Here is a 13,028-nt window from a genome sequence, read left to right on the forward strand (position 1 = left end):
AAGATGGCGTCCATGGTAACGGGGCTGTCCGGAATGTGCCGGGAACCGGGGTGAGTGGGCGCGCCCTACACCGCCGGCAGCGTCGCCATGTCCCAGCGCGGCGTCACCTGCACCTGGGGCGGCGTGTGCTGGCCCGCTTCCAGACGCAGGGCACCAGCGAAGGCGATCATCGCGCCGTTGTCGGTGCACAGCGCCGGGCGCGGGAAGCACGCGCGGCCACCGCGGCGGGCGGCCATCTGCTGCAGCTTGGCACGCAGGCGCTTGTTGGCCCCTACCCCGCCGGCCACCACGATCACATCGGTGCCCGCCGCATCCAGCGCGCGCTCGCACTTGATCGCCAAGGTGTCGACCACCGCATCTTCAAAGCCACGGGCAATGTCGGCGCGGGTCTGCTCGCTCTGGTCGCTGTCGCGCCAGGCCAGCAGGACCTGGGTCTTCAACCCGGAGAAGCTGAAATCCAGACCGGGGCGGTCGGTCATCGGGCGGGTGAATTTGAACCGGCCCGGCGTGCCGCGCTCGGCCAGGGCGGCCAGCTGCGGGCCACCGGGGTACGGCAGGCCCATCAGCTTGGCGGTCTTGTCGAAGGCCTCGCCAGCGGCGTCGTCCAGGGTCTCGCCAAGCAGGCGGTACTGGCCGATCCGGTCCACGGCGACCAGCTGGGTATGCCCACCGGACACCAGCAGCGCCACGAACGGCGCCTGCGGGGGGTCGTCTTCCATCAGCGGGGCCAGCAGGTGGCCTTCCATATGATGTACACCGACCGCCGGCACCTCCAGCGCCCAGGCCAGCGAACGGGCCACGCCCGCCCCCACCAGCAGCGCACCGACCAGCCCGGGGCCGGCCGTATAGGCCACCCCGTCGATGTCGGCCACGGTCATGTCGGCCTCGGCCAGGGTCTGCCGGATCAGAGGCAGCAGCTTGCGCACGTGATCGCGGCTGGCCAGCTCGGGCACCACCCCGCCGTATTCAGCGTGGAGGGCGATCTGGCTGTAGACCGCATGGGCGCGCAGGGCGTCGATCCCGGACAGGGAGGTGTCATACACCGCCACGCCGGTCTCATCGCAGGAAGATTCGATACCAAGGACTCGCATAACGGGTATTATGGACCTCTTCAGGCCCCGGCAGAGGTACGCTGGCCTGTCTGCGCATCACCCGTGGCCAAGAAGTTCGCCGGGGTGGGTTGCAACTTCTTTTCTCGCCGCTATAATGTGCGGCTCTCACCGGGCGAGACCCGGTTCTACTGTGTCCCGGAGATTCCATGCCCAGCGTTAAAGTCCGCGAGAACGAGCCCTTCGAGTTTGCGCTCCGTCGCTTCAAGCGCACCTGCGAAAAGGCCGGCGTGCTGGCCGAAACCCGCAAGCGCGAGTTCTATGAAAAGCCGACCCAGGAGCGTAAGCGTAAGGCTGCCGCTGCTGTGAAGCGTCAGCTGCGCCGTTCGTCGCGCGACGTCACCAAGCGTCAGCGCCTGTACTGATCGGACGCAACTTCGATACGGCAGGCCTTGGCCTGTCGTGACGGAGCCGAAGCCGGAACGCGCGAGCGTTACCGGCTTTTTGCGTTCCAGCGCTTCGGCGCTCCGCTTTCCTTTTCCACCGACACGAGGTGTTCCCATGAGCCTGAAGCAGCAGCTCACCGATGACATGAAGGCCGCCATGAAGGCCGGCGAGAAGCACCGCTTGGGCGTGATCCGCCTGATGCTGGCTGCGATCAAGCAGCGCGAAGTCGATGAGCGCATCGAGCTGGACGACGCCGCCGTGCTCGCCGTGCTGGAAAAGATGGTCAAGCAGCGCAAGGACTCGGTCACCCAGTTCGAAGCGGCCAACCGTGAAGACCTGGCCGTGATCGAGCGCGAGGAAATCGTGGTGATCGACCAGTACCTGCCGGCCAAGCTGGGCGAGGCCGAGATCGTGGCCGCCATCCAGGCCGCCATCGCCGAAACCGGCGCGACCACCCCGGCCGACATCGGCAAGCTGATGGGCGCGCTCAAGCCGCGTCTGGCCGGTCAGGCCGACATGGGCCTGGTGTCCAAGCTGGTCAAGCAGCAGCTGGCCGGCTGATCCGCCGCCACGCCGCAGTAAAAAGGCCCGCATTTCGCGGGCCTTTTCCGTTTCAGCAGGCCCGTTGTTACGAGGCCTGGCGGCAGTTGCGCAGCGTCATCGAGCTTTCCTCGATCGAACTGATCTCGCCTTCCAGCTTGGCCCAGTCGCGCTCGCGCAGCATGGTGAAGTTGGCGGCCTGGTCCGACGCGAATTCGCAGCGGATGGTGTAGTTGTTGTTGTTGTACGTGTCGTTCTGACGAACGCGCAGCAGGCCGCGGGTCGGCGTGACCAGGTAGTTGATCGAGCCGATGTCGCCAGGCTTGGTCGAATACGTGTTTGGATTGACCGTATAGACCTGGCCATCGATCTGATAGCGCCGCCCCACGTACTTCGCGTACAGCGGCAGGAACGTGGCCGAGCGGTCGCCCTTGTCTTCCTTGTTGGTGGTAGTCCCCAGCATCAGATCCTTGAAGGCACCGGCACTGCGGTACAGCGCCATCGTGTCTTTCACTTCCTTGCCCATCATCTTGGACAGATCCGGCGCCGCCACCGCCTCGACGGCCGGCATCGGGTACTGCGTGCGCCCAGCGGCGGCAACCGTGTCGCCCTGGCTGCCCGCCTTGAGTTTGTCCAGCATCCCGCACATCGACTGCTTGGCCGCGGCCGGCTCGATCGACTGACCGCGGGCCAGCTTGGTCGCCAGGGTGACGCGACCGGTGCGATCGGCGGTGCCCACCAGGACCAACGGGACGCGCAGCCCTTTGCGCTGGACCAGGTACTGGTCGCCGCTATCGCCCTCCACCAACTGGCCAGCGACTTCGAACTCTTCATCGCCGCCGATCTTGCGCAGCTGGTCCAGTGCGCTCTGCACCTTCAGGCCCGGCACCGTGACATCGGCCATGTACAGCGCACCGTTGCGCGCATCCCCTACCGTCTTGAAAGCCTTGTCGCAGGCCCCGGAAGCCACCGCCGGGCCTGCCGCGGCCAACAGCACCATCGTCGTGTAGACCATTCCTTTCATGAAGCGTCCTTTCTGCTGTGAAGGTGGAAAACCGGGCAGAAGGATAGCGCGATATCCGTCAAGATCTTGACCTGATCGGACCACTTCACCCGGTGCAATCCGTCCATTTGCTAGAACGGGGGCCTCGCTTCCGACCTGATGCCGTCCATGCACCCGCCGAGCCATTCCCTCTCCAGGATCCGCAAGCACATGGCGCGGCTGGAGCAGAGCTTCCCCGCCGTGCTGCTGCGCCGCTTCATAGATGCGGACGTGATGACCCAGGCCGCCGCCTTGGCCTTCTACGCCCTGCTCTCGATGGCGCCGCTGCTGGTGCTGCTGCTGTGGCTGACCGCCTCGCTGTACCCCCCGGCGCAGCAGGCGCTGCTGGGCCAGATCAATGACGTGGCCGGCACCAGCGCCGCCTCGGTGGCGGAGACCGTGCTCAGCAACGCCAACAACCAGCCCGACATCGGCACGCTGGCCGGCGTGTGGAGCACCCTGCTGCTGTTCATTGGTGCCACGGCTGTGTTCGCCCAGCTGCAGAACGCCCTGAACCTGATCTTCAACACCAGCGGCGAGCGCCTGGATGGCATCGTGGCCTGGTTGCGCAAGCGGGTGTTTTCGTTCGGCGTGGTGCTGGCGCTGGGCTTCCTGCTGATCCTTTCGATGACCGCCACCACCATGCTGCAGGTCGTGTTCGCGCACCTGCCCTCGGTGCTGCCCGCGATCGGCTATCTGACCAGCCTGGCGCTGTACACCGTGGGCTTCGCCTTCCTGTACCACTACCTGCCCGACCGCCGCGTGGCGTGGCGCCAGGCCTTCATCGGCGGTGCGATCACCTCCGCCCTGTTCGCACTGGGGCGCTATGCCATCGGCCTGTACATCGCCACCGTCGCACCGGGCAGCGCGTATGGCTCGATGGGCGCCCTGGTGATCTCGCTGGTGTGGATCTACTACGCCACCGTGGTGTTCTTCGTCGGTGCGCTGATGACCTCGGTGATCGATGAGCGCCTGCGCGCCCATGCCGTGCTCGCCGAGGCTGGGGTGGAGCCACCGAAACCGGGCGAACCGGCCGACAGCTAGTAGACTAGCGGCACCCCCGCTTCCGCGCGTAGCCGTGACCGGCCATGCCCCCGCCTGCTGCCCATGGCCCGTATCCCCGACGCATTCATCGACGACCTGCTGGCCCGCTCCGACATTGTCGAGGTGGTGGGCAGTCGCGTGCCGTTGAAACGCCAGGGCAAGGAATATGCAGCGCGCTGCCCGTTCCATGACGAGCGCTCGGCCTCGTTCACGGTCTCACCGACCAAGCAGTTCTATCACTGCTTCGGCTGCGGCGCGCATGGCACGGCGATCAGCTTCCTGATGAATTACGACCGCCTCGAGTTTCTCGACGCGGTCGATGAGCTGGCCAAGCGCGTGGGCATGGAAGTGCCGCGCGATACCCAGCCGCGCACTGCGCAGCAGCAGGACGACAGCCGCGATCTGTACTCGGCGCTGGACGCGGCCACGCGCTTCTTCCAGACCGCGCTGAAGGGCAGCGACAAGGCACGCGCCTACCTGGACCAGCGCGGTGTCGATGAAGAGAACCGCGAGCGTTTCGCCATCGGCTACGCACCGGATGGCTACAGCGCGCTGAAGGATGCGCTGGGCAAGGACGAGCGGCGGATGAAGCTGCTCGACCGTGCCGGCCTGTTTTCCAAGAACGACCGCGGCCACGTCTACGACAAGTTCCGCGACCGGGTCATGTTCCCGATCTTCGACCGCCGTGGCCGCGTGATCGCCTACGGCGGCCGGGTCATGGAGAAGGACGACGGCCCGAAGTACCTCAACTCGCCCGAAACCGCGCTGTTCCACAAGGGCCGCGAGTTGTACGGCCTGTGGCAGGTGCGCCAGGCCAACCAGAAGATCGAGCGGCTGATCGTGGTCGAGGGCTACATGGACGTGGTCTCGCTGTTCCAGTTCGGGGTCACCCAGGCGGTGGCGACGCTGGGCACGGCGACCACGCCGGACCATGCCGAGCTGCTGTTCCGCAACGCGCCGGACGTGTTCTTCTGCTTCGATGGCGACGCCGCCGGCCGTCGCGCCGGTTGGCGTGCACTGGAGTCGGTGCTGCCGCGCATGAAGGACGGCCGCCAGGCCTTCTTCCTGTTCCTGCCCGATGGCGAAGACCCGGACACCATCGTGCGCAAGGAAGGCCGCGAGGGCTTCGATGCACGCCTGCAGCAGGCCACGCCGCTGTCGCAGTTCTTCTTCGACGAGCTCACCCGTGAAGTCAACATGGGCACGCTCGACGGCAAGGCACGCCTGGCCGAACGGGCCAAGCCGATGCTGGCGCAGATTCCCGATGGCGCCTTCGGCGACCTGATGAAGCAGCAGCTGACCACGCTGACCGGCCTGGGCGCCAAGCCCAGTGCGTCCGCGCAGCCCTCACGCCAACCGCAGCGCGCGGTGGCACCGGCACAGCGCCGCAGCCTGGTGCGCGCGGCCATCGCGATCCTGCTGCAGCAGCCCTCGCTGGCGATGACGCTGGACGGCCATCACTTCACCGGCCTGCGCCTGCCCGGCATCGAGCTGCTGACCGAACTGCTGACCCTGGTCGAGCAGCGCCCGGACATCAGCACCGGCGCGTTGCTGGAGCACTTCGACGGGCGTGAAGAGCAGGAATCGCTGCACAAGCTGGCCGCGCAGACCCTGCCCGGCGATGAGGCGATGTGGACCCAGGAGCTGCATGACGCGGTCGCCCAGCTGGAGAAACAGCTGCTGATGCAACGTCTGGATGAGCTTCAGGCAAAGCAGAGCCAACAGGGTCTGGACGATACTGACAAGTACGAGCTGCGCGAACTGCTCAAAGCGCGCAGCACCCTCCGCTTCTGACCAACGGAGCCGTCGTGGCCTCCCACCTCGCCAGTCCCGCTGCAGCGATGCCATCTTCGTTCCCCCGCTCACTTCCCTGCCCTACAGGAGCCTGCCCACCATGACCCGCTGGTGGTCGCGCCTGCGACCGGACAACTTCACCCTCGCCCTCCTCAGCACGGTGCTGCTGGCGTCCTTCCTGCCGATGCACGGCGCCGCCGCGATGGTGCTCGACGATGTCACCGACGTCGCCATTGCCGCGCTGTTCTTCCTGCACGGCGCGCGCCTGCCACGGGAGTCGATCGTCGCCGGCCTGCTGCACTGGCGACTGCACCTGACCATCCTGGCCTGCACCTTCGTGCTGTTCCCGCTGCTGGGGCTGATGTTCAAACCGCTGGATGGCTGGCTGCTGACCCCGGAGCTCTACATCGGCGTGCTGTTCCTGTGTGCGCTGCCGTCCACGGTGCAGTCCTCGATCGCGTTCACCTCGATCGCCCGTGGCAATGTCCCGGCGGCGGTGTGCAGCGCCTCGCTGTCGAGCATCCTCGGCGTCTTCCTGACCCCGCTGCTGCTGGCCCTGCTGGCCGGCACCGAAGGCGGCATGCACAACCCCGGCCAGGCCATCGTCAGCATCATGCTGCAGCTGCTGGTGCCGTTCGTGGCCGGCCATCTGCTGCGCCCGTGGATCGCCCGCTGGGTCGAGAAGCAGCGCGCGCTGCTGCGTTATACCGACCAGGCCACGATCCTGCTGGTGGTCTACTCCGCCTTCGGCGAAGCGGTCAGCGAAGGGCTGTGGAGCAAGACGCCGCTGTTGTCACTGCTCAGTGTGGCGGTGGTGGCGGCCGTGCTGCTCGGCATCGCAATGCCGCTGATCCGCTTCATCGCGCGCCGGCTGGGCTTCAACCGCGAGGATGAAATCACCATCCTGTTCTGCGGCTCCAAGAAGAGCCTGGCCACCGGCGTGCCGATCGCCAAGGTGCTGTTCGCCGGCGGCAGCCTCGGTGCGATCGTGCTGCCGATCATGATCTACCACCAGATCCAGTTGATCGTCTGCGCGATGATCGCGCAGCGGTATGCACGTGACCCGGTCACCCCGCGGTAGGGTCGCTCGACAGACGACCGCCGATACCGGTGAGCGGCCGATGATGGGCGTGATGCCGAACGACATCGGCCGTTTGACGCACCTTCGGCAAAGGTCATGCCGCCATTGCGCTGATCGACGTTATCGGAAGTCGTCTGTCGAGCGACCCTACCGGAGGACAGCCCGTGGAAGCGTTGCGCTGTTATCGCCGTCGTATCAATCTTTCACACCAGCGGCGATCTGTTGCAACACGATGGCTTTTTGCTCCACGTCGCCTTCCCCGATAGCGATCAGCGAGTAGGCCTTGTTTTCCCCTGCCCATTCCAACGTTGCGCGGCTGCGCCCAAGATCATCCGAGACTTGTTCCAGCTGCGCAGGCACACCGTTAACGCGGATGTTCTGAAACTCTGCGATCACCTCTACTTTGCTGCCTGGGGCACGAAAGTTGTGTTCATTGAACTCGACGATACCCAAGCCATTCACGCGATAGAAACGGGTTAGACCGGTGGATTTGAGCCCATCCAGTGCGCCGCTTGGCTCCATTCCGATCAGCTCCGCCGCACCGAGAATTGTGCGTTGGAGATCGGATGGCGGCGAAGGCAATCGCCGACGCAGTTCTGCGTTGGAACGTACGGTTCTCGGAAGCGAAGAGATCAGCTGGCCCTGCGATGGGATCTCGCCATTGGAAACCCGTCGCACTCCGGCTCGACTTAGCGCTATTTCGGCACGGAAGTGTTGCTTGACTTCTTCGGGTGCATCCAACTCAGACAGGGGAATGACCTGATAGGTACCCTGCTCCGACGAGCGGCGCACTCCATTGCTGCTGTCTTCCATTGCGGCGCGCATGGTTCGCTCATTCAACCACTTTCCTACCGCATCCACGTCGTTCTGGGCACTGAAGCTCGGGGCACTGTACAGCGACGCAGCAACCAGCAACGACACGGCCAAACCTTGCGCATGATGTGTGCTCGCTGCTGATCCCGGCATTCTCCTGAAAAGCGGCCTGTCATACGTGATTGATTCATTGACGGACAACAGACAGTTGGCACGACTCAGGGTTTTCATCGCAGCAGATGCTTCTGCACTGATGAGGAGGGCAGTAGCCATCGCGGCTACGACCCCGATGTCTCTTATGGACGTCACTTGAGCACCATGAGATTGAGCGAGCAAAGTCTCGCGACGTCATTTCTACGGGATTGTTTCTGATGAAAGTGAGCGCTGTGTATCGTTGCAGGTCGTGCAATCGCCCCCCCCCCCCCTCGACGCGGGGGTTCCTTACAAGAGACCGTGCCTCAAGCGCCATCCATGTGAGGGGAAGGTCATGCCTTACCGGGCGGGTGGTGTCTGCGTGCGGTCATTTGGGAAGCGACCCTGCCAGGGCACCGCATCCTCGGCATTCGGCCTCGCTACGGGTCCGTCAGCGTCCCCACGCTCAGCGCCGGCAGATGCACCCACACGTCGTAGGACCGTTCCGGATCCGTTTCGACGACCGGATCCTGCGCCGGCAATTCACGCAGCGTGAGCGCGCGGCAGGGGTTCATGCAGCCCCAGAACTGCCCACGCAGCGCTTCCACGCGCACGCTGTACAGCGGAAGGTCCAGCAGGTACGACGCCATGGTGCGGTGCTTCATCTCCGGCGGCGCGTCCGCGAAGGGGTGGCGCATCGCGTGCACGTTACCAGTGAGCACCACCATCCGCGCCCCGGCCGGCAGTGCGTTGAACTGCTGGCGCAAGTGCGTGGCCATCGCAGCGTCGCGATCCATATCGCTGTCGTACGTACTGATTTCAATGTCATAGCCGGCCACGCCTATGTCGCGCCCCTGCAGGCGCAGCACGCGCAGCGTCTCGATCAGCGCCAGCATGTCCCGGCTGCGGCGCCCGTCGTGCTGGTCGTCCTTTACCTGCCAGAACGGCGAGGTGCGCAGTGCCGCCCGCGCATCAGCATCGCCGCTGGAGCGCAGGTAACGCGCCAGCGCGGCGTTCTCGCTCATCGGCAGTTCCAGGCCCAACCGCACCGGTGCGGTGTCGCGGCTGTAGCGTTCCATCAGGTCGGCCACGAGCAGCGGTGTCTCGGCGGTGCCGTGGTATTCGCCCAGCATCACCAGCCGGTGGTTGCCCGCCAAGGTCACTATCTGCGTTGCGGTGTCAGCGACACTGCCTGCCGGCACGGCAGCGGCTGTGCCGCACACCATCGAAGCCACCATTACAGCCATCCAGAGCCATCGCTTCATACCGTCACGTCCTGTTGGGGTCATGAAAGCAATGGCGATGCTGTGGCCCGTTTCAAGGCCGGCGCAGGAAGCTCACAGGAACGGCAGCATCCAGTGGTCCACCATCAGGAAGGCGAACAGCGCCATCAGGTAGACGATGGAGTAGCCGAACATCTTCATCGAGAACAGTTCATCCGGCGGATTCAGCATGCGCCAGGCGTACCAGAGGAAGACCGCGTTGAGCACGATCGCGCCGCCGAGGTAGAACATGCCGCTCATGCCGACCACGACCGGCAGGATGCTGACGATGGCCAGCGCGATCGAATAGACCATGATCGACTTGCGGGTGTAGGCCACGCCGTGGGTGACCGGCAGCATCGGGATTTCCGCCTTGGCGTAATCCTCGCGGCGGAAGATCGCCAGCGCCCAGAAGTGCGGCGGGGTCCAGATGAAGATGATCAGCACCAGCAGCGACGCGTAGGCCCAGTCCCACGGGCCCTGCATGCCGGTGATCGCGGCCCAGCCGAGCATCGGCGGGGTAGCACCGGCGAGACCGCCGATGACGATGTTCTGCGAGGTCGCGCGCTTGAGGTACACGGTGTAGATCACCGCGTACCCGATCAGCGAGGCGAAGGTCAGCACGGCGGTGATCACGTTGACCCAGACCACCAGGATCGTCATCGACAGCGCGATCAACAGGCCGGCGAAGACGAGCACCTGCCACGGCTTGACCTTGCCCACCACCAGCGGGCGCCACGAGGTGCGCGCCATCTGCGCATCGATGCGCGCGTCCAGCAGCTGGTTGATCGCTGCGGCGGCCGAAGCGGCCAGCCAGATGCCGAGGAAGCCGAGGGCGCCGTCCAGCGCCTGCTGCGCGGTCGGCACCCCGGGGATGGCCAGGAACATGCCCACCAGCGCGGTGAACACGATCAGGGCGACGACCTTGGGCTTGGTCAGATCCCAGTACTGACGGTAACTGGCCATGCCGTCAGCCTGCCTGCACGGCAGGGGACGCAGCGCTGGCCTTGCCACCCTCGGCATCCGGCGCGCGCAGGCGCGCCAGCAAGGTCACCAGCACGAACAGCAGGGCCACGGCGCCCCCGCTGTGCGCGACGGCCACTTCCAGCGGCACCGCCAGCTTCACGTTGAGGATGCCCAGGGTGATCTGCAACACCACCAGCAGACCCAGGGCACTCGCCCAGCCGCGCATGCTCGGCAGGCGGAACAGGCGCACCGACAGCCACAGCAGGTACACGGCGACCACGATCGCCATCACGCGGTGCGCCATCTGGATCGCGATGCGCGAGGCGCCGTCGAGCACGCCCCCTTCGTAATCCACGCCGATGCCACGCCACAGGGTGAAGCCTTCCTTGAAATCATGCGGCGGCCACCACTGGCTGACGCAGCGCGGGAAATTGTCCAGCGAGGCGCTGCCGCCACCGCAGGCGAGTGCGGCGTAGTTGGCGCTGACCCAGCCGCCGAGGGCGATCTGCGCGACCAGCACGGCCACGCCGGCGCGGATCAGCCACTTCAGCTTGGGCGCTTCGGCCAGGGTGATCGGCATATGCGTGGCGCGCCACGCCATCCATACCAGCAGGCCGAACATGAGCATGCCGCCAAGCAGATGGCCCATGACCACGATCGGCTTGAGCAGCCAGGTGACCGTCCACATGCCGAGCAGCGCCTGGAAGATCACCACCGCCAGCGTCAGCAACGCGGCACGGGCCAGGTCGATGTTGGTCCAGCGCAGCGCGGCGATCAGCAGGATCGCTTCGCCGATCAAGGCGATGATGCTCGCGGGGACGTGCATGCCCATCATGTACAGCGGTATGCCCGTCGCCACCAGCACACAGGCGGTGATCACCGCCGTACTGCCCCAGCGACGACGACGCGTGGCCAGCAGCGCCAGGGTGAGGATCTCGATGCCGAGTGCACCGGCCAGGAAACGGTGCACCTGCTCGCGCCACGCCTTGTGCGTTTCCAGCGGGCGGATCTTGGCGGCCTCGTGGCCGATCACTTCCTCGGCGTGCTGCGGCCAGGTGACACGGCCATAGCAGGTCGGCCAGTCCGGGCAGCTCAGGCCGGCATCGGACAGACGCACGAACGAACCGAACATGATCGTGCTGGCGGTCATGATCAGCGCAAACCACGCCAGACGGTGGAAATTGCGGTGCAGCACCGGGCGTGCGGAGAGGCTCATCTAAACGGAACTCACTTCAGTTTCAGCAGCGTGGCCAGGTCTTTGCGCAGACCGGCCATATCGAATCCCGGCGCGTACCGCATGATCACGAATCCATTGGGATCGATCACATACACAGGCGTGCCGGCGGCGTCATCCACGGCGGGCAAAGCGGCACGCAGGTCCGGTTGGGCGCGCAGCGCGCGCAGTGCGGGCATGCCCTGGACCTCGGCCGGCGGCGTGCCCAGCCACAGGATCTCGACATTATCGGCGTTATGGCCGAACAGCTGCCACACCTTGCCCAATCCCTGCGACAAAGTGACGCACTCGCTGGTACAGCTGGCAGACGGGGCCACCAGGATCCGCCAGGTGCGATCGTTGGGGTTCCACGGGTACGGCTGACCATCGGCCAGGGTGGGCGGCAGTGCGCGCAGATCGGCCGGCGGCTGCAGCAGCTGCCCGGTATTGCGGTGCGAGGTCGGCTGCCAGCCGGAGAAGCGCAGCACGCCCGCCAGCGCCATGGCGCCGAAGAACACGCCGAACAACGCGATCAGTGTCCAGCGGCCGCGTGAACGGGACGGCAGCCGGGCCGGGGAAGTGGCATTCATGGGCGGCATTTTCTCATGTTGAGCCGGTCAGCGCCGGGGAGTGCCACGCCGGCGGCGATGGCGACGGAATTCCAGGACCAGCGCGACCACCAGCACGGTCAACGCCAGTCCGAACCATTGCACGGCGTAGCCCAGATGGCGACTGGGCGGCAGGGTATTGGGCAGCAGCTCCAGATCGCGCGCGTAGCCACCTGGCAGCGCCGGATCCAACCGCAGCACGCTCTGGCCAAGGCCGCCCGGCGGCAGCGACAGCGCGCGCGCCATGTCGTCGGGTGGCATCCGGCTGGCCAGCCACACGCCCGGCTGGGGCGCGGGCGACAGCGCCGGCCCCAGGGCCAGCCCGGTGGCCGGTGACGGCGCCAGCAGGCCGCTGATGGCCGTATGGCCGGCAAGCGGCGTGATCGGTGGGATGACACGATCCGGCGGCATCGGCAGCCAGCCCAGATCGACCAGCACGCGTGCGCCGTCATCGCTCTGGAACGGCTGATACACCTTGAGACCGGCGCGGCCTTCGCGGGTCTGGTTGTCGAGCAGGATCGTGCCGGGCAGGAAGCGACCGTGATCCTGCACCCAGCGCAGCAACGGCGGGGCGGCCTGGGCCTGGTGCAGCGTGAGCGACTGCGCGCGGGCTGGCACCTGCTGGGCCAGCAACGCCTCTTTGGCGTGCATGCGCTGCAGTTGCCAGCGGCCCAGCTGGCAGAACGCGAGGATGACCAGCACCGCGGCGATCCAGCCGATCAGGCGTGTGTGCTTGCGCATCATGACAACGCCGGCAAAACGCGGTGATATAGGCGCACCCGCCACGCCATCGAGCCGCGCATGAATGATTCGTTGAAGACCCTGCTGGTAATCGCGTTTCTGATCGTCATCGTCTGGAATCTGGGCGCCGGGCTGTATTACCTGCTGGTCGATCGCGGCCAGACCAAGCGCACCGTCAATGCCCTCACCCGCCGCATCGCGGTATCGGTGGCGCTGATCGTGCTGGTGGTCATCGGCATCTACAGCGGTTGGATCAAGCCCCACGGCATCGGCGGCTGAGGCCGCACCGGCGTCGA

14 protein-coding genes are annotated in these 13,028 nt (G+C 66.0%); 6 read left to right on the forward strand and 8 right to left on the reverse strand.

What is annotated here, in order from left to right; translation table 11 throughout:
• Nucleotides 1–65: 65 nt before the first annotated feature.
• Nucleotides 66–1,091, reverse strand: a complete 1,026-nt coding sequence (tsaD, locus tag K4043_RS14970; protein ID WP_259262101.1) for a tRNA (adenosine(37)-N6)-threonylcarbamoyltransferase complex transferase subunit TsaD — start codon at nt 1,089–1,091, stop codon at nt 66–68.
• Between the two features lie 167 nt (nt 1,092–1,258).
• Between tsaD and rpsU the strand changes: the two genes are divergently transcribed.
• Together rpsU and K4043_RS14980 are read left to right on the forward strand one after the other, a co-directional pair.
• Entirely contained in the window at nt 1,259–1,474 is a 216-nt protein-coding gene (gene rpsU, locus K4043_RS14975) for a 30S ribosomal protein S21 (protein ID WP_002808376.1), read from the forward strand.
• Between the two features lie 136 nt (nt 1,475–1,610).
• Complete coding sequence (locus K4043_RS14980) at nt 1,611–2,057, forward strand: GatB/YqeY domain-containing protein (protein WP_265309784.1); 447 nt, start codon at nt 1,611–1,613, stop codon at nt 2,055–2,057.
• Nucleotides 2,058–2,124: 67 nt separating this feature from the next.
• Here the strand turns inward: K4043_RS14980 and K4043_RS14985 are convergent, their stop codons facing one another.
• Nucleotides 2,125–3,060: a hypothetical protein gene (locus tag K4043_RS14985; protein WP_265309785.1), complete on the reverse strand. Its 936-nt coding sequence runs from the start codon at nt 3,058–3,060 to the stop codon at nt 2,125–2,127.
• 138 nt (nt 3,061–3,198) lie between these two features.
• Here K4043_RS14985 and K4043_RS14990 point away from each other — a divergent pair, with 138 nt between their 5' ends.
• The 3 genes from K4043_RS14990 (at nt 3,199) to K4043_RS15000 (ending at nt 6,997) form a co-directional block, all read left to right on the forward strand.
• A complete protein-coding gene (locus K4043_RS14990; protein ID WP_265309786.1) occupies nt 3,199–4,122 on the forward strand; it encodes a YihY/virulence factor BrkB family protein in 924 nt (307 codons plus the stop codon).
• A gap of 63 nt (nt 4,123–4,185) precedes the next feature.
• Complete coding sequence (gene dnaG / locus K4043_RS14995; protein ID WP_123731367.1) at nt 4,186–5,916, forward strand: DNA primase; 1,731 nt, start codon at nt 4,186–4,188, stop codon at nt 5,914–5,916.
• Nucleotides 5,917–6,016: 100 nt separating this feature from the next.
• Complete coding sequence (locus tag K4043_RS15000) at nt 6,017–6,997, forward strand: bile acid:sodium symporter family protein (RefSeq protein WP_265309787.1); 981 nt, start codon at nt 6,017–6,019, stop codon at nt 6,995–6,997.
• A 195-nt stretch (nt 6,998–7,192) separates the two neighbouring features.
• Here the strand turns inward: K4043_RS15000 and K4043_RS15005 are convergent, their stop codons facing one another.
• The 6 genes from K4043_RS15005 to K4043_RS15030 all read right to left on the reverse strand — a co-directional run bounded on the left by K4043_RS15005 (nt 7,193) and on the right by K4043_RS15030 (nt 12,735).
• Nucleotides 7,193–8,041: a hypothetical protein gene (locus K4043_RS15005; RefSeq protein WP_265309788.1), complete on the reverse strand. Its 849-nt coding sequence runs from the start codon at nt 8,039–8,041 to the stop codon at nt 7,193–7,195.
• Nucleotides 8,042–8,382: 341 nt separating this feature from the next.
• Nucleotides 8,383–9,207 (reverse strand): calcium-binding protein, encoded by an 825-nt coding sequence (locus tag K4043_RS15010; RefSeq protein ID WP_226956685.1) that lies wholly within the window; start codon nt 9,205–9,207, stop codon nt 8,383–8,385.
• 72 nt (nt 9,208–9,279) lie between these two features.
• Complete coding sequence (gene cyoE, locus K4043_RS15015; protein ID WP_123731371.1) at nt 9,280–10,170, reverse strand: heme o synthase; 891 nt, start codon at nt 10,168–10,170, stop codon at nt 9,280–9,282.
• A 4-nt stretch (nt 10,171–10,174) separates the two neighbouring features.
• Nucleotides 10,175–11,386, reverse strand: a complete 1,212-nt coding sequence (locus tag K4043_RS15020; protein WP_265309789.1) for a COX15/CtaA family protein — start codon at nt 11,384–11,386, stop codon at nt 10,175–10,177.
• Between the two features lie 11 nt (nt 11,387–11,397).
• Nucleotides 11,398–11,973: a hypothetical protein gene (locus K4043_RS15025; protein WP_102788907.1), complete on the reverse strand. Its 576-nt coding sequence runs from the start codon at nt 11,971–11,973 to the stop codon at nt 11,398–11,400.
• Between the two features lie 27 nt (nt 11,974–12,000).
• The gene (locus K4043_RS15030) at nt 12,001–12,735 is read right to left on the reverse strand and encodes an SURF1 family protein (RefSeq protein ID WP_265309790.1); all 735 of its coding nucleotides are present in this window, start codon (nt 12,733–12,735) and stop codon (nt 12,001–12,003) included.
• A gap of 57 nt (nt 12,736–12,792) precedes the next feature.
• On the opposite strand from K4043_RS15030, the gene K4043_RS15035 reads away from it, so the two are divergent.
• A complete protein-coding gene (locus K4043_RS15035; RefSeq protein WP_019185993.1) occupies nt 12,793–13,011 on the forward strand; it encodes a twin transmembrane helix small protein in 219 nt (72 codons plus the stop codon).
• The last annotated feature ends 17 nt before the right edge of the window (nt 13,012–13,028 follow it).

Source organism: Stenotrophomonas sp. SRS1 (genome assembly GCF_026130205.1).
Taxonomy (GTDB): domain Bacteria; phylum Pseudomonadota; class Gammaproteobacteria; order Xanthomonadales; family Xanthomonadaceae; genus Stenotrophomonas; species Stenotrophomonas rhizophila_B.